This is a genomic window from Micrococcus sp. 63XJN7_6_ISO-PGPR-S23-444, assembly GCF_058072765.1.
The window spans coordinates 1,049,472-1,071,153 of the sequence record NZ_CM176516.1; the positions used below are offsets into that span (position 1 = coordinate 1,049,472).

16 protein-coding genes and 4 tRNA genes are annotated in these 21,682 nt (G+C 73.2%); 7 read left to right on the plus strand and 13 right to left on the minus strand.

What is annotated here, in order from left to right:
- Window positions 1–13 precede the first annotated feature (13 nt).
- Entirely contained in the window at window positions 14–757 is a 744-nt protein-coding gene (locus tag AC3RJ9_RS04895) for a DUF6318 family protein (RefSeq protein ID WP_119217322.1), read from the minus strand.
- Window positions 758–1,232: 475 nt separating this feature from the next.
- On the opposite strand from AC3RJ9_RS04895, the gene AC3RJ9_RS04900 reads away from it, so the two are divergent.
- From AC3RJ9_RS04900 to pgsA, 5 genes are all read left to right on the plus strand, one after another.
- Window positions 1,233–1,559, plus strand: coding sequence for a DUF6504 family protein (locus tag AC3RJ9_RS04900; RefSeq protein ID WP_036338972.1), 327 nt, complete (start codon window positions 1,233–1,235; stop codon window positions 1,557–1,559).
- Complete coding sequence (locus AC3RJ9_RS04905; protein WP_163720945.1) at window positions 1,556–5,254, plus strand: DNA polymerase III subunit alpha; 3,699 nt, start codon at window positions 1,556–1,558, stop codon at window positions 5,252–5,254. Before AC3RJ9_RS04900 ends, AC3RJ9_RS04905 begins: the two co-directional genes overlap by 4 nt.
- A 109-nt stretch (window positions 5,255–5,363) precedes the next feature.
- Entirely contained in the window at window positions 5,364–7,382 is a 2,019-nt protein-coding gene (thrS, locus tag AC3RJ9_RS04910) for a threonine--tRNA ligase (RefSeq protein WP_044659661.1), read from the plus strand.
- Complete coding sequence (locus AC3RJ9_RS04915) at window positions 7,379–8,059, plus strand: HIT family protein (RefSeq protein ID WP_070708841.1); 681 nt, start codon at window positions 7,379–7,381, stop codon at window positions 8,057–8,059. The genes thrS and AC3RJ9_RS04915 overlap by 4 nt, the downstream gene beginning before the upstream one ends.
- Window positions 8,059–8,670 carry a phosphatidylinositol phosphate synthase gene (gene pgsA / locus AC3RJ9_RS04920; RefSeq protein ID WP_123244431.1) on the plus strand — a complete coding sequence of 204 codons (612 nt, stop codon included), beginning with the start codon at window positions 8,059–8,061 and terminating at the stop codon, window positions 8,668–8,670. Before AC3RJ9_RS04915 ends, pgsA begins: the two co-directional genes overlap by 1 nt.
- Before the next feature lie 25 nt (window positions 8,671–8,695).
- Here the strand turns inward: pgsA and AC3RJ9_RS04925 are convergent, their stop codons facing one another.
- The 3 genes from AC3RJ9_RS04925 to AC3RJ9_RS04935 are packed head-to-tail and all read right to left on the minus strand — an operon-like array spanning window position 8,696 to window position 10,611.
- Complete coding sequence (locus tag AC3RJ9_RS04925; protein ID WP_069941367.1) at window positions 8,696–9,214, minus strand: aminoacyl-tRNA deacylase; 519 nt, start codon at window positions 9,212–9,214, stop codon at window positions 8,696–8,698.
- A gap of 7 nt (window positions 9,215–9,221) precedes the next feature.
- A complete protein-coding gene (locus tag AC3RJ9_RS04930) occupies window positions 9,222–9,680 on the minus strand; it encodes a SufE family protein (protein ID WP_070708839.1) in 459 nt (152 codons plus the stop codon).
- Window positions 9,681–9,717: 37 nt separating this feature from the next.
- Entirely contained in the window at window positions 9,718–10,611 is an 894-nt protein-coding gene (locus tag AC3RJ9_RS04935; RefSeq protein ID WP_123244432.1) for a sulfurtransferase, read from the minus strand.
- 222 nt (window positions 10,612–10,833) lie between these two features.
- On the opposite strand from AC3RJ9_RS04935, the gene zapE reads away from it, so the two are divergent.
- Window positions 10,834–11,889 (plus strand): cell division protein ZapE, encoded by a 1,056-nt coding sequence (gene zapE, locus AC3RJ9_RS04940; RefSeq protein WP_036340820.1) that lies wholly within the window; start codon window positions 10,834–10,836, stop codon window positions 11,887–11,889.
- Between the two features lie 75 nt (window positions 11,890–11,964).
- On the opposite strand, the gene AC3RJ9_RS04945 is transcribed toward zapE, so the two are convergent.
- Genes AC3RJ9_RS04945 through AC3RJ9_RS04965 form a run of 5 tightly spaced genes read right to left on the minus strand, consistent with a single transcriptional unit; the run spans window position 11,965 to window position 20,066 of the window.
- Window positions 11,965–14,670 (minus strand): GNAT family N-acetyltransferase, encoded by a 2,706-nt coding sequence (locus AC3RJ9_RS04945; protein ID WP_113914430.1) that lies wholly within the window; start codon window positions 14,668–14,670, stop codon window positions 11,965–11,967.
- Window positions 14,667–16,502, minus strand: a complete 1,836-nt coding sequence (locus AC3RJ9_RS04950) for an IucA/IucC family protein (protein WP_020624757.1) — start codon at window positions 16,500–16,502, stop codon at window positions 14,667–14,669. Before AC3RJ9_RS04950 ends, AC3RJ9_RS04945 begins: the two co-directional genes overlap by 4 nt.
- Window positions 16,499–17,143 (minus strand): GNAT family N-acetyltransferase, encoded by a 645-nt coding sequence (locus tag AC3RJ9_RS04955; protein WP_223246401.1) that lies wholly within the window; start codon window positions 17,141–17,143, stop codon window positions 16,499–16,501. The genes AC3RJ9_RS04950 and AC3RJ9_RS04955 overlap by 4 nt, the downstream gene beginning before the upstream one ends.
- Window positions 17,144–17,148: 5 nt before the next feature.
- Complete coding sequence (locus tag AC3RJ9_RS04960) at window positions 17,149–18,474, minus strand: lysine N(6)-hydroxylase/L-ornithine N(5)-oxygenase family protein (RefSeq protein ID WP_043279265.1); 1,326 nt, start codon at window positions 18,472–18,474, stop codon at window positions 17,149–17,151.
- Complete coding sequence (locus tag AC3RJ9_RS04965; protein WP_123244424.1) at window positions 18,471–20,066, minus strand: pyridoxal phosphate-dependent decarboxylase family protein; 1,596 nt, start codon at window positions 20,064–20,066, stop codon at window positions 18,471–18,473. The genes AC3RJ9_RS04960 and AC3RJ9_RS04965 overlap by 4 nt, the downstream gene beginning before the upstream one ends.
- A gap of 161 nt (window positions 20,067–20,227) precedes the next feature.
- Between AC3RJ9_RS04965 and AC3RJ9_RS04970 the strand changes: the two genes are divergently transcribed.
- Window positions 20,228–21,118, plus strand: coding sequence for a siderophore-interacting protein (locus tag AC3RJ9_RS04970; protein ID WP_123244425.1), 891 nt, complete (start codon window positions 20,228–20,230; stop codon window positions 21,116–21,118).
- 97 nt (window positions 21,119–21,215) lie between these two features.
- Here the strand turns inward: AC3RJ9_RS04970 and AC3RJ9_RS04975 are convergent.
- The 4 genes from AC3RJ9_RS04975 to AC3RJ9_RS04990 all read right to left on the minus strand — a co-directional run bounded on the left by AC3RJ9_RS04975 (window position 21,216) and on the right by AC3RJ9_RS04990 (window position 21,613).
- Window positions 21,216–21,292: transfer RNA gene (locus AC3RJ9_RS04975), tRNA-Gly, on the minus strand.
- Between the two features lie 28 nt (window positions 21,293–21,320).
- Window positions 21,321–21,392 (minus strand) — tRNA-Val (locus tag AC3RJ9_RS04980).
- A gap of 58 nt (window positions 21,393–21,450) precedes the next feature.
- Window positions 21,451–21,521 (minus strand) — tRNA-Cys (locus tag AC3RJ9_RS04985).
- Window positions 21,522–21,539: 18 nt separating this feature from the next.
- A tRNA-Gly gene (locus AC3RJ9_RS04990) sits at window positions 21,540–21,613 on the minus strand.
- Between the last annotated feature and the right edge of the window lie 69 nt (window positions 21,614–21,682).

Here is a 21,682-nt window from a genome sequence, read left to right on the forward strand (position 1 = left end):
CAGGTGCGCCCCATCAGTTAGATCCGATCGAACCTTCATATGACATCTCATCAACAATCCAGTGTGAAGATTCGGGGTTAAACGAGACCTCCGCGATCCAAGGCTGCTTGGAGGCCGCTTCAACATCTCCGTTCTCGGGAACAACCCCGCCCTTGGTGTATCCCGTTCCTGTGCCCGTAGTGACAAGGAGTGTCGAGACATACCCGGTTTCGGATCGATGAGTCAGAATCGAATCGATCTGTACCTCAGTGCCGGTGTACCACCCCCCGTCTTTGTAGATCATTTGCAGGTCGTTCGAGCTGAACTGGCAGAACTCGCAATACTCGCTGTAGAGAGAGTCGAGGAGTTCCGTGTCTCCGGTCTGCTCGGCGTAGTAGTGCACGTCCCAGAAATAGCGAATCGCCGCCTCGGCGCCCTCCTTGGTCTCTTCCTTCATGGCGGCGGGCATCTCCGGCTTGGGCACGTTCTGAGCGGGACCGTCGGCAGACGCGGGCACGTATTCGCCGGACCCGCTCTCCGTGGCCATGGGGGATGAGCTGACGCCCGCGGTCTCGCTCGTGCTCGCGGTCTCGCTCGTGCTCGCGGGCGCGGACGTCTCGACGGCGGGCTTGGCGGACGAGGGCGACGTCGTCGACGACTCGGCGGGCTCGGACTGCCCGCCGCAGGCGGTCAGTGCGAGCGCCAAGGCCACGCTGAGCGTGCCGGCCTGGGCGAATCGGTGGCGGCGCAGGGCGCGCCCGGGTGCGGTGAGAGACATTTCCCCTCCAACTGGACGTCCGTCGTGTGTCCGCGCCTCCCGCGCTGATCCCGCAGCGCGGTGCCCGTGGCATGCGAGGCCCGGTTGGTTCGGAGTATACGCAGACGGATTGTGGTCCTGCTCGCATTGTCCACAGGGCCGTGCCGACGCACTTCTTCCGGCCCAAGAGACGATTTTCTCGTGCATGTGCGCTCCAGGGTCGGATTCGAGGTCCCCGGCCAGGACTCGGCCAGCCGGTCTCACGAAAAGGGCGTTCCCGGCCTCGCTCGTCTCGGGGCGATGCGTCCTTAACGTGTCCGGCGGCCACCCTACCTTCGCACTCATCGCATTCGAACACATGTTCGAGTACGATCGGGGGTGCGGCCCCACCTTCCCACTTCTTCCCCGCGTCCGGTCCGCCGGACGGGCCGCGCTCCCATCGCCCGACGGCACCCCGTCGTCGGTCCGGTCAGCAGTGCACAGGGAGAGAAGCAGAATGGGAGTCCTCACACAGTCGGTGGCGGTGGAGTGCGGGGCAGACGGCACCCCGCAGGGGCTGCGCTGGAACGGGCGGGACTACGTCCTCGCAGAGCGCCCCGTGCGCTGGTTCGAGCGGCGCCGCTGGTGGGCGGAGGAGGTCCGCGCGGAGAAGGGCCGCGGCGCCGGTCTCGTCGACCACGAGATGTGGCGGCTGCAGGTCCGCCTGGCCCGGGCCGGCGCCGCGCCCCTGCAGACCCTCGACGTCGCCCACCACCTGGACTCCGGCCGGTGGCGGCTCGTGCGCGTCCACGAGCACGCCCAGGACCTGAGGCGGTCGGCATGAGCCAGGCCGCCGCGGCCGGACGCACCGCCGCACCCTTCGCCCACCTGCACGTCGCCTCCGCGTTCAGCGCCCACCATGGGGTCAGCTGGCCCGAGGACCTCGTGGCCGCCGCCGCGGCCGCGGACATGGACCTGCTGGCCTGCACCGACCGGGACGGGCTCTACGGCATGGCCAAGCACGTGGGCGCCTGCCTGCGCCACGGCATCACCCCGATCGTGGGCGTGGACCTGGCCGTCCGGTGGAGCGAGGACGAGGACGCCGGCCGCGTGGTCGTGCTCGCCCGAGGAGGCTGCCACGGCTCCGGCTACCGCTCCCTGTGCGAGCTCGTCTCCGCCGCCCACGCCCGCACCACCGGGGGAGCGGCAGGCGGCAGCCCCTGGGCCAGCGTCGCCGAGCTCGCCGCCGCGGCGGCCGGCCGAGTCCCCACCGCCGCCAACCGGGACAACCCGTCCACCCCCGAGCTGTTCGTCCTCCTCGGCCCGGACTCGGACGTCGGCCGCCACCTGGCCCGCCGCCGGTACGCGGCCGGCCTCGCCGCCCTGCACCGCTGGAAGGCGGCCCTGCCCGCAGGCAGCCCCCACGCCGACGTCGTCACCCACCTCTCCGCCCCCGGCCGCCGCCTCGACACCGGGCACGCCGTGAAGACCCTCCGCGCCGCCCGCCAGGCCCGCATCCCCGCCGTCCTGACCAACGCCGTGCGCTACGCGGCCCCGGACGGTGCCGCCACCGCGGACGTCCTCGACGCCGTCCGTGCCCTCAGCTCCCTCGACGCCCTCCACGACCTGCAACCCAACGGGCAGGGCTGGCTCAAGTCCACCGCCGCCATGCACCGCATCGCCCACGAGGTCGCCGCCGCCGCCGACGACCGCCCTGCCCCCCTGCTCGAGGCCACCCGCCGCCTCGCCGAGGCCTGCGCGCTCGACCCCGAGACCGACCTCGGCTGGGGCGTGCCCCGCGTCCCCGAGGCCGCCGTCATCGGCATCGACGGCCCCCCGGAGCACGTGCTGCGCGAGCGCACCCGCACCGGCCTCCTCGCCCGCTACCCCCACCTCCACACCGGGGGAGGCCTCCCCGGCACCAGCCAGGCGGCCCGGGACCTGCAGGACCGCGCCGAACACGAGCTCGGCATCATCACCCGACTCGGCTTCTCCTCCTACTTCCTCACCGTGGCCGCCGTCGTCGACCTCATCGAGGGCATGGGCATCCGCGTGGCCGCCCGCGGCTCCGGCGCCTCCTCCCTCGTCAACCACGCCCTGCGGATCTCCCATGTCGACCCCATGGCCAACGGCCTGATCATGGAGCGCTTCCTCTCCACCGACCGCTCCACCCTCCCGGACATCGACATCGACGTGGAGTCCGCCCGCCGCCACGAGATCTACCATGCCGTCGTCGAGCGCTTCGGCGCCGAGCGCACCACCCTCATGAGCATGCAGAACGCCTACCGGGCCCGCGGCGCCGTCCGCGACGCCGGCCTCGCCCTCGGCATGCCCGAACCCGAGGTGGACGCCATCGCCAAGCAGCTCTGGCGCTTCTCCGCCTCGAACTTCCGCGAGGCCCTCCAGCGCATGCCCGAACTCGGCGGCCTCTCCCGCCGCATCGAGTCCGGCCGCGCCGAGGGCGACCGCCAGCTGGACCTGCTCGTCGACCTCACCGAACGCCTCGACCGCCTGCCCCGCCACATCTCCATGCACCCCTGCGGCGTCATCCTCGGCGACGCCGCCCTGCTGCACCGCACCCCCGTCCAGCCCTCCGGCATGGGCCTGCCCATGAGCCAGTTCGACAAGCACGACATGGACCCCATGGGCTTCCTCAAGCTCGACATCCTCGGCGTGCGCATGCAGTCCGCCATCGCCTACACGATCGCCGAGGTCGAACGCACCACGGGCGAGCGCATCGACCTCGAACAGGTGCCCCTGGACGACGACGCCACCTATGCGATGATCCGCACCACCCACACCCTCGGCTGCTTCCAGATCGAGTCCCCGGGCCAGCGCGAACTCGTCGGCAAACTCGCCCCCCGCGAGTTCAACGACCTCACCGTGGACATCTCCCTCTTCCGCCCCGGCCCCATGCAGTCCGACATGGTCCGGCCCTTCCTCGAACAGCGGCACGGCTGGGCACCCGCCCACTACCCGCACCCCGACCTGCGGCCCGTCCTCGCCGAGACCCACGGGGTCACCGTCTTCCACGAACAGGTCCTACGCACCATGGACGTCATGACCGGCTGCGGACTGGCCCGCGCCGACGAGCACCGCCGCCTCCTCGGCGGCCCGCAGGAACACCTCGTCGAAGAGGCCTTCCGCACCGGCGCCCTCGCCCGCGGCTACTCCCTCGAAGTCATCGACGAGGTCTGGGCCACCCTCTCCGCCTTCGGCTCCTTCGGCTTCTGCAAGGCCCACGGCGCCGCCTTCGCCGTCCCCACCTACCACTCCGCCTGGCTCAAGACCCACCACCCCGCCGCCTTCATGGCCGCCATCCTCGAACACGACCCCGGCATGTACCCCGCCCGCCTCATGGTCGCCGAGGCCCGCCGCATGGGCATCCCCGTCCTGCCCGTGGACGTCAACGCCTCCTCGCGCCACGTCCACGTCGAGTGGGTCCCCGCCCACCCCGAGGTCGACGACGGCGCCCCCGGCCGCTGGGGCATCCGCCTGCCCCTCACCAGCCTCTCCGGACTCAGCGAAGCCGAGACCGACCGCCTCGACGCCGGCCGCCCCTACCGCTCCCTCGCCGACGTCCGCGACCGCGCCCGCCCCACCGCCCGCAACCTCGAACGCCTCGCCCAGCTCGGCGCCCTCGACTGCCTCCTCCCACCCGGCGGCGCCTCCCGCACCGACCTCGTCCACCACCTCGAACTCCAGCACTCCACCACCCGCGGCACCGCCCCCGGCCGCACCGCCCCGCGCTCGCGGTCCGCCCGTCCGCGGCAGGTGGAGGGCCAGCTGGCCCTGGACCTGCCGGACACCGAGCTCACCGCCCTCGCCCCGCTCTTCCCTGACCCGGGCCCGGCCGCCCGGGTCCGCACCGAGCTGGAGCTCACCGCCCTGGACGTCACCGCCCACCTCATGGACTCCCACGCCCCGTACCTGGACGCGCTCGGCGTCACCCGGGCGAAGGACCTGCTCGGGCTGCGCACGCAGTCCCGGGTGCTCGTGGCCGGGGTGCGCGTGGCCACCCAGACCCCGCCCATGCGCAGCGGCAAGCGGGTGGTGTTCCTCTCCGTGGACGACGGCACCGGCTGCGTGGACGCCTCCTTCTTCACCGAGGCCCAGCACGCCTCCGGGGAGATGCTCTTCTCCGCCCGCCTCCTGCTGATCGAGGGCACCGTCCGGCGCACCGGCGACCGGGCCGTGTCCGTCCAGGCCGTGCGCGCCTGGGACCTGCACCGGCCCGAGACGCTCCCGGACCCCGACTACCTGGACGCCACCCGGCAGCAGTGGCGGGACTGGCTCGCGGCGGACCGCCGAGCCGCCGCCGCGCGCCGCAGCGGCCGGGCGGGCACCGGAGCGCAGCCCCTGCCGGACATCCCGCACCACGGCACGGGCGGCTGGCCCGTGAAGGTGCGCACCGACGTCGGGCCGGCCGGCGGGGCCCGCCCCGGCCGCACGGCACCGGGTCGGCCCGCGCCGGAGCACCCCCCGATCCCGGTGCCCCACCCGGAGACGTGGGAGCTGCTGCCCACCCCGGACAGATGAGACCGTCCGCCTCCGTGCCCCGCCGTCCGGCCGCACCCCTAGAATGGGACGCGGCCGACGGTGGCCCCCGTACGCCACCGATCCCGAAGCCAGACCTCGAAGGAGCACCGTGTCGGAGCCGAAGAACATCCTGCTGACCGTGGACGGAGAGCTGCGGGAGGTGACGCACGGCACCACCGGCCTCGACCTCTTCCGCGAGAAGCCGACCACCGCCGTCATGCGGGTGGACGGCCTGCTCTGGGACCTGGCCCGGGAGATCCCCGCCGGCGCGTCCGTCGAAGCGGTGGACATCACGGAGCCCGAGGGCCTCGAGGTGCTGCGGCACTCCACCGCCCACGTGATGGCCCAGGCCGTGCAGCAGCTGCGCCCGGGCGCCAAGCTCGGCATCGGCCCGTACATCACGGACGGCTTCTACTTCGACTTCGACGTCGACGAGCCCTTCACCCCCGAGGACCTCAAGCAGATCTCCTCGCTCATGCAGAAGATCGTGAAGTCCGGCCAGACCTTCCGCCGCCGCGTCGTGGACGAGGAGACCGCCCGCGCCGAGATGGCGGACGAGCCCTACAAGCTCGAGCTGCTCGGCAAGAAGGATGCCGCGGACACCGCCGGCGAGGGCGCCTCCGTGGAGGTCGGGGCCGGGGAGATCACCATCTACGACAACGTGGACCGCAAGACCGGCGACGCCGTGTGGTGCGACCTCTGCCGCGGCCCGCACCTGCCCTCCACCAAGCTCATCGGCAACGGCTTCGCGCTCACCCGCTCCGCCGCCGCCTACTGGCTCGGCAACGAGAAGAACAAGCAGCTGCAGCGCATCTACGGCACCGCGTGGGCCAGCAAGGACGACCTCAAGGCCTACCAGGAGCGCCTCGCCGAGGCCGAGCGCCGCGACCACCGCAAGCTCGGCGCCGAGCTGGATCTCTTCTCCTTCCCGGACGAGCTCGGCTCCGGCCTGCCCGTGTTCCACCCGCGCGGCGGCATCATCCGCAAGGAGATGGAGGACTACTCCCGTCGGCGCCACACCGAGGCCGGCTACGAGTTCGTCTACACCCCGCACATCACCAAGCAGCACCTCTACGAGGTGTCCGGCCACCTCGACTGGTACGCGGACGGCATGTTCCCGCCCATGCACATCGACGAGGTCCGTGATCCCGAGACCGGCGAGATCACGCGCCAGGGGCAGAACTACTACCTCAAGCCGATGAACTGCCCCATGCACAACCTGATCTACCGCTCCCGCGGCCGGTCCTACCGTGAGCTGCCGCTGCGGCTGTTCGAGTTCGGCTCCGTGTACCGGTACGAGAAGTCCGGCGTGGTCCACGGGCTCACGCGCGTGCGCGGCATGACCCAGGACGACGCCCACATCTACTGCACCCGCGAGCAGATGAAGGAGGAGCTGACCACCACGCTCAACTTCGTTCTCGACCTGCTCAAGGACTACGGCCTCAACGACTTCTACCTCGAGCTCTCCACGAAGGACCCGGAGAAGTTCGTCGGCTCCGACGAGATCTGGGAGGAGGCCACCCGCACCCTCGCCGAGGTCGCCGAGGCCTCCGGTCTGCAGCTCGTCCCGGATCCGGGCGGCGCCGCGTTCTACGGCCCGAAGATCTCGGTCCAGGCCCGGGACGCCATCGGCCGCACCTGGCAGATGTCCACCATCCAGCTGGACTTCAACCTACCCGAGCGCTTCGACCTCGAGTACCAGGCCGCCGACGGCACCCGTCAGCGCCCCGTGATGATCCACCGCGCCCTCTTCGGCTCCATCGAGCGCTTCCTGGGCGTCCTCACCGAGCACTACGCCGGCGCGTTCCCGGCCTGGCTCGCCCCGGAGCAGGTCGTGGCCATCCCGGTGGCCGAGGCATTCAACGACTACCTGGACGACGTCGTCGCGAAGCTGCGCGCCGAGGGGATCCGGGCGCGCCTGGACGACTCCTCGGACCGCTTCCCGAAGAAGATCCGCACCGCGGCCAAGGAGAAGGCGCCGTTCGTGCTGATCGCCGGCGGCGAGGACAGGGAGGCGAACGCCGTGTCCTTCCGCTTCCGCGACGGCACCCAGGACAACGGCGTGCCGGTGGAGGAGGCGATCGAACGCATCGTGAAGGCGGTGCGCGAGCGCGAGGTCACCCCATGACCAGCCCCGGCACCGGCGGATCCGACGCGCGGGCGCAGGCCCGCGCGTCGGCGGACGCCGCCGCCACGGACGGCTTCGAGCTGCCCGGCGCCCCGGACGCCTTCGAGCGGTTCTGGAACGCCCACCGCATGGCGTACGTGTCCAAGGGGACGGGCCAGGTCAAGGACGAGCACACCTGCCCGTTCTGTGCGGCCCCGCAGCGCGACGATGAGGACTCCCTCATCGTCCACCGCGGCCGCACCGCCTATGTGGTGCTGAACCTGTACCCGTACAACCCCGGCCACCTGCTCGTCTGTCCCTACCGCCACGTGCCCCTGTACACGGACACCACCACGGAGGAGGCCGCCGAGATGGCGGAGCTGACCCAGACGGCGATGCTCGCCCTCGGCCAGGCCGCCGGCGCGTCCGGCTACAACCTCGGCATGAACCAGGGGGCGGTGGCCGGCGCCGGGATCGCGGCCCATCTGCACCAGCACGTGGTGCCCCGGTGGACCGGCGACGGCAACTTCCTGCCGATCATCGCCCGGACCAAGAACATGTCGCAGACCCTGGGGGAGACCCGGCAGATCCTCGCGGACGTCTGGGACCGGGCCGCCCGGGACCACGCCGCGCGCCAGGCGGCCAACGCCCGTGCCGCGGCCGAGCATCCTCGCCCGGGGGCCGGAGACTCCGCCTGATGCTGGACCGTCACGCGCGCGGCGTCACCACCCGCCTGTTCACCCCGGTGGCCCGTGCGCTCCTGCGGGCCGGGGTCAGTCCGGACACCGTGACGGTCGTCGGCACACTCGGCGTGAGCCTGGGCGCGCTCGTGCTCTTCCCCCTGGGGCACCTGTTCTGGGGCACGCTCTTCATCACCGCGTTCGTGTTCTCGGACCTGGTGGACGGGATCATGGCGCGCGAGGCCGGGTCCACCGGCCGCTGGGGCGCGTTCCTCGACTCCACCCTGGACCGCGTGCAGGACGCGGCCGTGTTCCTCGGGCTGTGCCTGTGGGGCTTCGGCGTCGGCGCCGCACCCGCGGTCGGCGCGCTCTCCGGGGCCTGCCTCGCCCTGGGCATGCTCGTCTCCTACGTGCGTGCCAAGGCGGAGGCCCTCGGCTGGGACGCGCACGTGGGCATCGCCGAGCGCGCCGAACGGCTCGTGGCCACCCTCGTGGTCGCCGGCCTCACCGGCCTCGGTCTGCCCCCGGTCGTCCTGGCCGTCACCTTGGGGCTGCTCGCCGCAGCCTCCCTGGTCACCGTCGGCCAGCGCATGGCTGTGGTGCGCCGCCAGGCGCGCGACGACGCCTGACCGGCCCGGCCGCAGGACCCGCCCGTCAGTCCGCCGCGATCTCCGCGACGACGGCGCCCGTCACCTGCACGAGGTCGGCGGGCGCGATCTCCACATCCAGGCCGCGTTGCCCGCCGGAGACGTACATGAGCTCCGCGTCGAGAGCGGAGGAGTCCAGGACGACGGGGTGGGGCCGGCGCTGGCCCAGGGGCGAGACGCCGCCCCGCACGTAGCCGGTCCGGCGTTCGACGACCGCCAGATCGGCCAGGGCGAGCCGCTTGACGCCCAGCACCGCGGCGGCGGCCCGCAGGTCCAGCTGACCGGACACGGGCACCACGCATGCGGCGAGCGCGCCGTCGGGGTCCGCCACCATCAGCGTCTTGAACAGTCGGTCGGCGGGCACGCTGAGCGCCCGGGCGACCTGGACGCCGAACCGCTCGCCGCCGGCGTCGAGGGCCACGTCGAAGGTGTGCAGCCGGTACGGGACCCCGGCGGCCTCGAGTGCGGCGACGGCCGGCGTGGCCGCCCCGTGCCGGGCGCCGCGATCCTTCTTGCGCTGGCCCACGGCGGACTCAGGCGATCCCGGCCTGCTCGCGCACGTTGCGCTTGATGCGGCCGAGCATGGCGGACATGCCGCGCAGCCGCAGGGGGGTGAGGGCCTTGGCCAGACCGAGGCGGGTGGGGATGTCCTCGGGCACGTCCAGGACCTCGAGGGCGCTCAGCCCGTCCAGGCCCTGGGTGAGCACGGAGGCGAAGCCGCGCGTGGTGGGCGCCTCCGGGGGAGCGGTGATGAAGAGGCGGACCGGGGCCTGCGGGCCGGGCTCACCCCCGAGCTCGACGGCCAGGAACAGCGGGGTCTGACACTCCACGACCTGCTCCATCTCGGCCTCGTGGCCGTCGTAGCGTTCCGGCAGCGCCGGCAGCTCGTCCGAGAACTCCAGCAGCAGCTCGAGCTTCTCGGGATCGGGCACCCCGGCGAAGTCGTCGATGATCTCGGCCAGGGCGGCGGGCACGGCGTGGTTCTCGGTCATGGTGTCCCAGTCTAGTGATCCACGCCGTGCCGGGGGCTTAGCGCGCGGGGGCCTCGCCCGGCTCTTCGCCGACGGCGATGGGCAGGCGCACGGCGTTGCCCCACTCGGTCCAGGAGCCGTCGTAGTTGCGGACGTCCTCGTGGCCGAGCAGGTACTTGAGCACGAACCACGTGTGGGAGGACCGCTCGCCGATGCGGCAGTAGGCGATCACGTCGTCGCCCTCCTGCAGGCCGGCGCCGGTGCGGTAGACCTGCTCCAGCTCGGCGCGGGACTTGAAGGTGCCGTCCTCGTTGGCCGCGGACGCCCACGGCACGGACGCCGCCGTGGGGATGTGGCCGCCGCGCAGGGTGCCCTCCTGCGGGTAGCCGGCCATGTGCGTGGTCTCGCCCGTGTACTCGGGACGGGAGCGGACGTCGATCAGCGGGGTGGTCCCGATGGCCTTGAGGACGTCCTCGCGGGCGGCGCGCTCGGTGTGGTCGTCGCGCTCGATCACCGGGTACTCGGCGCGGGCCACGGTCGGAACCTCGCGGGTGGTCTCGCGTCCTTCCGCGATCCACTTGTCACGGCCGCCGTCCATCAGGCGCAGGTCCTCATGGCCGTAGAGGGTGAACACCCACAGGGCGTAGGCGGCCCACCAGTTGGACTTGTCGCCGTAGAACACCACGGTGGTGTCCCGGGAGATCCCCTTGGAGGCGGCGAACTCGGCGAAGGCCTCGGGGCCGACGAAGTCGCGGGTGACGGGGTCGTTGAGCTCGGTGTGCCAGTCGACGCGCTGGGCGCCGGGGATGTGGCCGGTGGAGTAGAGGAGAGCGTCCTCGTTGGACTCGAGGACCACGACGTCCTCGTCGCCGACATGGTCGGCGACCCACTGCGTGGACACCAGCTTCTCGGGGTGGGCGTACTCGGAGAACTTCGCGGCGGTATCGGTCATGGCACTGCCTTCCTTCGCGTCGGGCGGGCCCGCACGGGCCCGGGGCGGGCGGCACGACGACGGCGGGTTCCGTGTCCGTGCCCTGCGCGACAGATTACGGCACATCGGTGTCACGTAAGAGGGTAGGGGCCCCTCAGTCCGGGACACGCGAGGTCACATGGGTCGGGTCCGCGGCCCGATAGCATGGCCCGGAATCCCCGTCGTCGACCCTGGGAGTGTCCCGTGGCTCAGATCGTCCACCTCGCCGACCGTTCGCCGCAGGTCACCCCGGACCAGCTGCTGGCCGGCTTCCACCCGTCGTACCGCTTCGGCACGGTGTCCTTCGACACCTACATCCCGGACCCCGCGCACCCCTCGCAGGCACAGGCCGTGGAGCGGCTGCGCCGGTTCGCGGCAGACCTCGGCCGGGGCGGTTCGGGCGGCGGGTTCCTCGGCGGCCTGTTCGGCGGGAAGAAGCGGGCGGCAGGGCCGGCCGGCATCTACCTCGACGGCGGCTTCGGCGTCGGCAAGACCCACCTGCTGGCCTCGACGTGGCACGCGGCCCCCGGGCCCAAGGCGTTCGGCACGTTCGTGGAGTACACCAACCTCGTGGGCGCCCTGTCCTTCCGCAAGGCGGTGGACGAGCTCAAGGAGTACACCCTCGTGTGCATCGACGAGTTCGAGCTCGACGACCCGGGGGACACCGTGCTGATGTCCCGCCTCATGCGCGAGCTGGCCGACGCCGGCGTGCGCCTGGTGGCGACCTCCAACACCCTGCCGGGCTCGCTCGGCGAGGGGCGCTTCGCGGCGCAGGACTTCAAGCGCGAGATCCAGGTCCTGGCCGACCAGTTCGAGGTCATCCGCGTGGACGGCGAGGACTACCGCCACCGCGGCCTCTCCGCCGCCCCGTCGCCGCTGGACGACGCCGCCGTCGAGGCCACCGCCCAGGAGAACTTCCCCGACGCGGGTGTGCTCGCCGTGGACGACTTCGCGGACCTCACCGCGATGCTCTCCCGCGTGCATCCCTCCCGCTACCGCGAGCTCGTCAAGGACGTGGACGTGCTCGCCCTCCACGACGTGCACACCATCACGGAGCAGGCCACGGCCCTGCGCTTCGTGGTGTTCGCGGATCGCCTGTACGACAAGGACGTGCCCGTCCTCGCCTCCGGTGTGCCCTTCGACGCCCTGTTCACGCAGGAGATGATGCACGGCGGCTACATGAAGAAGTACTTCCGCACGGTCTCCCGCATGACCGCCCTGGTCCGGGAGGGCCAGACGGGCGTGGCCGAGCACAAGTGAGCCACCGCCCCTGACCGGCACGACGACGGCGCGCACCCGAGACGGGTGCGCGCCGTCGCCGTGTGCGGGGCAGGGTCAGTGCACGGCGCGGAAGCACAGCGCCGCCCGCTTGCCCGGCAGCTCGACCTCCCGGTCCACCGTGAAGCCCAGAGCCCGGGCGGTCTTCACGGCCCGCGTGTTGCGGACGTCCGGCTCGATCACGAGCCGACGCGTGCCGGGGCGTGCGCCCAACCAGTCCACAATGCTCCGGTAGGCCGTGGCGCGGGCGCGCCCCTGCAGGCCGCCGGGGGCGGTGATGAAATGGAATCCGAGGTCCCCGTCCCGCACCTCGTAGGCGCCGCCGACCTCCTCCGCGCGAGGGTCGTAGGTCTGCACGAGGGCCACGAGGGTCCCGCCGTGCCACACGAGGTGGTTCGCGTGGGTGGGCTGGAACTCGAGGAAGTCGTAGACCTCCTCGACGTCCTGCACGCTGTGCCCGCGCATCCCGTAGAACTCCGCCCGCGGCTCCGTGACGAGTGCGTGGATCAGCGGGGCGTCCAGGGCCGGGCGGACGCGCGTCATGGTCAGGCCCAACGCCCCGACGCCGACCTCGGCCACGATGCGTCCCGGAGGGGCCCCGCCGGGGACGGAGCGGGCGGGTGCGACGCCGCTGCCGGCGGACGGGGGGACGGGACCGGACGGCACGGGCAGCAGGCGGCCGGCGGCCCACGCGTCCAGCTGATCCGTCACGTGCCCGCCTCCGAGACTGGAGGCGCCGAACGGGACGACCCACCGGCTGCGGGTGCGGTCGCCGAGGTCGAACACGACCCGGGCCACTGGCCCGCGGTGGGTGCCGACGGCCAGGCCGGGGGCGTGCGAGGTGGCGCAGACCGCGTCCGCGGTGCCGCCCACCCGGACGGACCCGATCGTGTCGAGCACGTCGGCGAGCCCCGGCACATCCGGCCCGCCGGGATGCTCGTGCGTGAACAGGAACGGGGTCAGGGCATGCGCCGCACCCCACGTCCGAGCCGTGTCGTCGGGGCCCGGCGGCTCAGCGGCGTCGCCGACGGCGGCGACGGCGGCCCGCACGAGGTCCCTCGTCGACGCTGCGACCCCCAGGGCCGCGCGCAGCGGCTCCGGCCCGCGCTCGGCGAGCGCCGCGCCGACCCATGCGGCGGCGTCGCCCCACGGTGCCCACGGGCCGCCGAGCAGGGCCCGCGAGGCGGGCGGCAGGTGCGCGATCAGGGCGGCGGCCACCTCGTGCTCCACGAGGAGCCACCAGCGGGCCGCGGCCGATCCGGCGGCGGCGTCGCCGGCCCACGCCGGGACGGACTCCGCGGCCAGCACGCCGTCCGCGACGAGCGCGTCGACGGCGTCGGCGAGCCAGGCCCGCGGCGCGCCCGGGGTCCGGGTGTCCGTCTGCAGGGCGGCCATCGCGTCCACGGTCCGCTCCTGCGGTGCCAGCGCCTCGAGGGCCTCCCGGATGCGGCGGGACCGCCACGGCGCGCACGCGTCCACGGTGAGGCAGGCGGTGTCCGGGTGGGGCTCGTTGGCCGCCACCACGACGTCGTCCGCCGCGGCCGGCGCGGGCCAGCGCACCCAGCGCTGATCGAGGGACCCGTCGGCGGAGCCCCGGCCCAGCGCGGAGGCCCGCGCCGCACCCCAGGCCGAGCGTCGATCCCGGCGCCGCACGGCCCCGGCGTGCCGGGTGAGCACCGTCCGCCGGTCCGCGACGATCACGCGATTGACCGGCTCGACGTGCCCGTCCAGCACCGCGCAGGCCTCCGCGGCGCTCGCGGCCGTGAGCAGCCGGCGCGCGCTCGGCAGGCCGGTGTCGGCGCGGTCCCAGGCGGGGAACCGCATGCTCACCGGGCCGGCGCCGGGCACGTCCACGAGCCGCCCGCGCGGGGTGTGGGCCACCCGCAAGTCCACGGGGTCGCCGCCGCGCACGTGCACCCGCTCGGTCCGGGCGTCGAGGACCTCCGGCCCCTCGGGGGCGTCCTCGAGGACCATCTCGAGCGAGGACACCATCGCCGAGGTCGTCACCCACGCGACGTGCTCGGACTGCCCCACATGCGGGACGCCCGGCACACCGGGGAAGGCCAGGCCGACGACGTCGACGCGGTCCCGGGGACGCTCGGCCTCCACCACGAGGCGCACCTGCTGGTAGACGCCGGGCAGCTCGAGCAGCCGGTGCGGGTCGGCGGCCACGAGCGGAGCGCCCTCGGCGCCGACGCGCACCGCCCAGGCGTTCGAGCCGTCCGCGTCGGGGCGCGGCGAGATCAGCGCCGCGGCGAGCGCGGGGAAGCGCTCGGCCAGCAGGGTGCGGAACAGGGCGGCCGGCGCGTTGGTCAGCCAGACGTTGTAGCCCAGGTGCAGGGCGAGCGCCGTGTGCGGGTCGAACGGCAGCGGCTTCACCCCGTGGGCGGCGAACTCGGGCGCGCGCCGGGCCCCGGCGTCCAGCCCCGCGTTCACGCCGTCGGCGAACCGGGTGAACCAGGCCCGGTCCTCCGCGTCGTCGAGGGCGTTGAACGCCTGGCGGGCCGCGCCGTCCAGGTCCATCTGCCGGGCGGCGACGTCGTTCGCCACCGCCGGCGGGCCGAACACCTCGGCGCTCATGCCGGTGACCCGGCGGTGCTCGCAGTCGACCTGCCAGGCCCGCTCCGTCGCCACGTGCCACCCCTGGAGGTAGGCCAGCTCGGGCAGGGACGCGGCCACGAGCGTCGGCACGCCGTGCGCGTCCCGGTGGCAACGGCCCGCCACGTCACCCGTCGCCGTCCCGGTCCACGCGTCCGCGCTCATGCCGCGGCGTCCTGCCGGAGCTCCGCCAGCGCGCGGCGCAGCGGCGCGGCCACCGGGTTGGCCAGGCGACCGGCGTAGAGCAGCGAGCCCGACGGGTCCGTCAGGTCCACCATCTGCGTGGCGTTCCGCAGCTGCAACCGGTTCAGGCACGAGTGCGCGAAGTCCTCCGCGTCCAGGCCGAGGCGCTCCACATCCGCGAGCCCCAGGGCCGTGTACTCGGCGAGGACCCGCCCCACCACGGCGTAGAACTCCTCCGCCGGCAGCAGGGCGTCCGCGTCCATCACGTCGGCCAGATGGCGCAGCACGCCGTCCAGCATGTCCGTGAAGAAGGAGAGGGAGAGGTCCTCGTCGGTGAGGTCGATGCGGATGCGCCGGGTCTGCTCCGTGAGCGGGACGCCGTCCGCGCCGACCACCACCTCCTCCCCGATGTCCTTGAGGAAGGCGCCGGTGACCCGTCCCTCCCGCAGGCGGAGCACGATGTTCTCCCCGTGGGGCATGAACACGGTCGAGTAGGCGGCGGCCAGATGCACCAGCGGGGTCACGTAGGCCGTCACCACCCCGTGCAGCCACTGCGCCGCCGTCAGCCCCGAGCGCTCCACGAGCGCCCCCGCCACGGAGCGGCCCCCGCCGTCCCGGTGCAGCAGCGCCGCCATGGTCATGACCCGCTCGCCCTCCGCCAGGCGCGGCAGCGGACTCTCCCGCCACAGGGCGGCGAGCATCTTCGTGTGAGGACCCTTCGAGCCCACGGCATGGAAGGCGTCCCCGGTGTACCCGGCCGAGGCGTACTCCCGCAGCACCCCGAAGCCCCACCTCGCGAGCAGGGGGTCGGAGTCCACGAGGTCGGCCACCACCGCGTTGATCGCCGGGGTGACGGACATGTACGCGGGGGAGAGGCCGCGCACGAACCCCATGTTCTGCACGGACAACGCCGTCTTCAGCTGCGGGGCGTGCGGGTCGCTCGCGTTGAACAGGGTGCGCACCGCCTGCATGGCCGTGAACGCGTCCGGGTCTTCGCCCACGTGCACCAGCCGCCCCGCGGCGAGGTCGGGGGCGAACGCCACCTGGATCCGGTGCTCCCACTGCCACGGGTGCACCGGGATCAGCGTGTACGCCTCCGGATCGACGTCGAGCGCCGCCGCCCGCTCCGCCCACAGGCCCGCCACCGCCTCGGTGATCGGCGGGGGCGGCGCCGGCACGGCGGCGCCCGCGCTCGCGGTCTTGGGCCAGGTCCACCGTCCCCCGAGCTCGGAGGGGAACGCGAGCCACACCGGGTGCAGCGCCCGCCCGCCCTCGGGGGCGAACATCGCGTACTCCGTGGCCCCCCAGCCGATGCGGCCGTTGGTGGCCACGAAGCCCGGGTGTCCCTCGCTCATGGCGGCCTCCACCGCCGTGTAGTCCGCGTCCACCAGGTCGGCGGCGGACGGGCGCTCGCCGGCCAGGGTGTGGCACCGGGCGGCGAAGGTGGAGGCGAGCTCCTCGAGATAGACGTCCAGCGCCTCGCCGGCCAGCCCGAGCACCTCGGCCGCGTCGAGGACGAAGCGGTCGACGGCCACCGCGTCCGGATCCCCGGCACGGCACACCGAGTCCGGATCCACGCCGAGGTGCTCGAGCGGGAGGGCACGCGCGGTGAACGTCCACCGCACCCCGCCCAGGGTGAGCGTGTAGGCGTGGCGGCCGGCGTCGTCGACCCGCTCGCCGCGCACCGGCGTCAGGAGCCGCTCATGGGTGAACTCGCGGATCGCCTTGGCGACGAGCAGCCGGTGGGCGTGCCGGGCGGTCGGCGCCGTCAGCGCGTCCAGGCGGGACGGGGAGGACGGGGGGACGGGGGTCATGCGGACACCTGCCTGTCGGGGGTGAGGAGGAGCGGGGGCTCGGGGAGGGTGAGGTCCAGCCCGGCGGCGAGGACGCCGATCCGGCTGGCAGTGAAGGACTCGGGCGTGGCGATCGAGAGCATCGCCGTCTTGGATCCCAGCGCCACGGGACCGAGCTCCGTGAACCCGGCGGCCAGGTTCTTCGCCCGGATGGCGGCGTTGCGCTCGTCCGGCTCGACGACGACGCGCCGCGCCCCCGGCTGGGCCAGGCACCAGCGCACCACCGCGGCCATCACCAGGTCCGTGGTCCCGGGCACCGGGGTGTCCGTCGGGGCGACGAGCACGTGCAGGCCGACGTCGCCCGGCGCGCCCGCATACCGTCCGGCCAGCTCCGAGTGGGCCGGGTCGTAGACCTCCACCAGGAAGGTCGCAGTCCCGTCCACGAGCCCCACGTGCGCGTGGTGGTGCGGGTGCGCGGCGATCGCCTCGTACTCGGCCACGACGTCGGCCAGACCCGCCTCCGTCATCTCCCAGTACACGGCGTGCGGGGACGTCACCCACCGGTGCAGCAGCGGATGGTCCTGCGCGCCCACGGGACGGAGCTCCACACGACGGGCCGCGCTCGCGGCCGCACCGTCCACGGTGGTCTGCGGCGGCGTCACGGCGCTCACCGGACGCCCGCCGCGACGGCACCGAAGTCCTGGAACGCGATCGACTCGGCCTGCGCGTAGACCTCACGGCCGGCGATCGTGCTGAGGATGCGGCCGCTGTGCTCCGCCGCCATGCCCAGGTCCGGGCCGGTGAGCCCCAGGGGCTGTTCGGCGGTGTTGTGCACGAAGATCCGGCGGCCGCTCACGTCGATCGCGTGGTCCGCGTTCGCCGTCGTCCGACCGTCCTCCGCGCGCAGCAGGTGCCGCACCGGCTCCAGGAACGGATGGTCCGGGTGGCGGTAGCCCGTGCCCGCGACGACACGGTCCACCACGTGCCGCCCGGTCACCCCGGTCTCCTCGTCGCGCAGGGTGACCTCCACCCGGGGCGCACCCGGGCCCGCGACCAGGCGGGCGTCCGCCACCGACGTGCCCGGCCACAGCCGGGCCGGGTCCAGCGGACCCACCTGGCGCTCGTACAGCGCGTGGTAGACGTCCTCGATCGTGTACTCGCTGATCCCCTTGTACAGGGACCGGTGGGATGCGTTGATCTCATCCCGCCGCGCCCGGGGCAGAGTGGCGAAGTGCCGCTCATAGTCCAGCGAGGTCAGCTCGAGCGTGAGCTGGCCGACCTCCATGCCGAAGAACCGGGGTGAGCGCGTGACCCACGTGAGGTCCGGGTGGCCCGCGTTCAGCAGGTCCAGGGCGCACTCCGCCGCCGACTGGCCGCTGCCCACTACCAGGACCGACCCGGCCCCGGCGATGTCCTCGCGACGGCCCATGTACTCACCCGTGTGCACCACGGGGGACGCGCCGACCCGGGCCGACTCCTCCGCGACGCGCGCGAGCGGCGCGGGCAGGGACGGCACCGTGCCCGTGCCCACCACCACGTGGTCGGCCCGGTGCGTGCTGGTCCCGGCCGCGGAGGCCGCCTCCACCACGAACTCGTCCGCCTGATCGTCCCACCGCACCGCCGTCACCGTGGTCGCGTAGGCGATGCCGGGCAGCTGGGCTGCCACCCACGCGCAGTAGTCCGAGAACTCCCGCCGCAGCGGGTACCAGGAACCCCGGATGTAGAAGCGGTGCAGCCGGCCCATCGCCTTGAGATACGCCAGGAACGAGTACGGGGAGGTCGGGTCCGCGAACGTCACCAGGTCCGCGAGGAACGGCACCTGGATCTGCGCGCCCGGCAGCATCATGCCCGGGTGCCACACGAACGCGTCGCGGCTCTCCACCACCTCCACCTCGACGTCGGGCAGCGGGTGGGCCAGCGCGGCCAGGCTCAGGTTGAACGGGCCCAGCCCGATCGCGAGCACGCGGCGGGGGGACGTGGACGCCGGGCTCATGCGCACACCTGCTCTCCGTGCTCGTCCACGCGCGCCGCGGACGGACGTGGCCCCGCCGAAGCGGGGAGCGTGCAGGACACGGCGACCGACGGGCCATGCGGACGGGTCCGCGCCACCCCGCGACACCGATGACGGCTCGCCCGCACCGCGTCGACGTGCCGCAGCGCCGCCTCCTCCACGACGTCGACCAGCTCCTCCAGCTCGCCCGAGGTGACCGCGGGGTTCAGGATCGTGAACTTCAGATGGGGCACCCCGTCCACCACTGTCGTCGCGATCAGCGCGCGCCCGCCGGCCACCAGCTCCCGGTGCGTCGCCGCCTGCACCGCCGTGCACTCCTCCTCCGACAGTCCCTCGGCCCGCACCCGGAACAGCACTGTCACCAGCGTCGGATCCTCCAGCACCGCGAACGTCGGCCGGGCCCGCAGGATCCCGCACGCCTGCCGCGTGCGTTCGCGCGCCCCCGCGAACAGGGACACCACCGCCTCGGCCCCATGCTCACGCAGCGTCAGCCACAGCTTGAGCGAGTCGAACCGGCGGCTCGTCTGCAAGGACCGATCCGCCAGGTTCGGATGGACGCTGTCCTCCGGGTTCAGGTAGTCCGCATGCACCGTCACATGGCGCAGGCTCTCGGCGTCCCGCACCACCAGCGCGCTGCAGGCCAGCCCCACGTAGAACGTCTTGTGGAAGTCCATCGTCACCGAGTCCGCACGGTGCAGCCCCGGCAGCTCGTGGCGCGTCGCCGCGCTCGCGGCGAGGATCCCGCCCACGGCCGCGTCCGCATGGACCCACATCACGTGGCGTTCGGCGACGTCGGCGATGGCCGGCAGCGGGTCGATGGCGCCGCGGTCGGTGGTCCCCAGCGTCGCGACGACGGCCATCGGCACGGCACCGGCGGCCACCTCACGTTCGACCGCCTCGGCCAGGGCCCCGGGGTCCAGACGCCCGGCGGCGTCGGTGGGGACGACGACCACGGCGTGGCGACCCAGCCCGAGCAGGCCGGCTGCCTTGGCGATGCTGTAGTGCGTGGCGGCGCTGACGAAGACGCGCAGCGAGCCGAGCACCTCGGCGGGCAGGTCGGCGAGCCCGGCGTGGCCGGTGAGGCGCTGCACGGCGCGGCCGCGGGCCAGCGTCATGGCCTGCAGGTTGGAGGCCGACCCTCCGGAGGTGAAGACGCCGTCGCCCGCGGCGAACCCGCACCAGCGTCCGACCTCGGCCAGGAGCCGCTGCTCCATGAGCGCCGCGGAGCGGGCCTGGTCCCAGGACTCGACCGCCGTGTTGAGCGCCCCGAGCACGGTGTCCGCTGCGGTGCTGGAGAGCAGGACCGGGCAGTTGAGGTGAGCGGCATAGCGCGGGTGGTGGTAGGCGGTGGTCTGGTGGGCGTAGAGCTCCGCGACCTCGGCGAGGGCGTCGTCGAGGCTGCCCGTCGGCTGCGAGAAGTCGACGGCGCCGACGGCGTCGGCCAGGTGCGTCGACGGGGTGTCCGGGTGGACCCCCGCGCGGTCGTAGGCGGTGTCGACGGCCACCCGGGCCGCCCTGCCGGTGGCGTCGAGGTAGGCGGCGGGATCGCCGAGTCCGAACAGGCGAGGGAGCATGGGAGGGCCTTCCGTGAGGGGGTCGTCGGCTCCGGGCGGCGTGCGCCACGGACGTCCCGCACAGTAGGAAAGCCTTACCTAAGAAAGCAAATACGCAACAATGACGTGACGTATTCAAAGGGAGGACTCCAGCAAAGGTGAGGCTCACCTATGCTGACCGGATGACGAGCTCCTCCGTCCTCCCCCCGCCTGCCGCCCGTCCCTCGCGTGTCGAGGCCCTGCAGATGAAGGCCTACCGCGGGCTCGCGGCCCTCGGCCAGGCGATGCCCGTTGACCGCGACGAGTATCCGCAGTGGACCATGACGGTCCGCGCCACGTGGCTGCTCGCCCCCCGGCTGCGTCGTCTCACGTTCGCCGCGGAGGAGTTCCGCACGTTCACCCCGCAGGGCTGCGACGAGTACTTCGGGCTGCTCACCCCGCCCCCGGGGCGGGCGCTCGTGATGCCCGATCCCGCGGCGCTCAATGCGCGGCGAGCGGTCGGGCGGATCCCCGAGGACGTGCGGCCGGATCTGCGGTGGTACACGGTCGCCGAGCACCGGCCCTCCGTCGGTGAGATCGACGTCGACGTCGTCGTGCACGACCATGCGGGCCCCGCCGGCACGTGGGCGCGCACCGCACGTCCGGGCGACGTCGCCGGCTTCCGCACCGGGACGGGCGCCTATCGTCTGCCGGCGGCGGGGGAGTCGCACCTCGTGGTGGGGGACGAGACCGCAGTCCCGAGCATCGCCGCCGCCCTCGCCGCGCAGCGTCGCACGCCGCACGGGGGCCGGATGGACGTCGTCCTGGAGGTGCCCGGCCGTGACCACGTCCCCGCCCTCGAGGTCCCGGAGGGCGCCACGCTCACGGTCCTGCACCGCGGAGACGCCGTGCCGGGCGCCCTGCTCACGCCGCACCTCGAGGACCTCCCCGCCGCGCCCCGCGACCACGTGTGGACGTGCGGCGAGCAGTCGCTCGCGACGGCGGCGCGGCGGGTGATCGTCCGCCGCGGCATCGCACCGAAGCGCGCGATCATGTTCAGCGGCTACTGGCGGGTGGACGGCCCGCGGCTCTGATCCCGTCCGACGGTCGGCGTCCGTGCTCCGAGCACGAGGCCGACCGCACGCCCCGGAACGACGAAGGGCCCCTCCGCCAGGAGGGGCCCTTCGTGTGTGGAGCGGATGACGAGATTCGAACTCGCGACCTCCACCTTGGCAAGGTGGCGCTCTAGCCAACTGAGCTACATCCGCCTGAGTCGATCCTCACGGATCGTCTCCGTGCGCGATACTGGGTTCGAACCAGTGACCTCTTCCGTGTCAGGGAAGCGCGCTACCGCTGCGCCAATCGCGCTCGTCCACCTCCGAGGAGGTGGTGAACATGCCGCCACTCCCGGTCGGAGAAGCCTGCGAGGTCGGGACGGGATTCGAACCCGCGTATACGGCTTTGCAGGCCGCTGCCTCGCCTCTCGGCCACCCGACCAGGGGTGAAGGTTGAGCGAGCGGATGACGAGATTCGAACTCGCGACCTCCACCTTGGCAAGGTGGCGCTCTAGCCAACTGAGCTACATCCGCGTGTCGGTGCCGCCGGGATCCGCTCGTCCGAGCCGCTCACCTGCGTTTTCCAACGAGAAAGAACTCTAG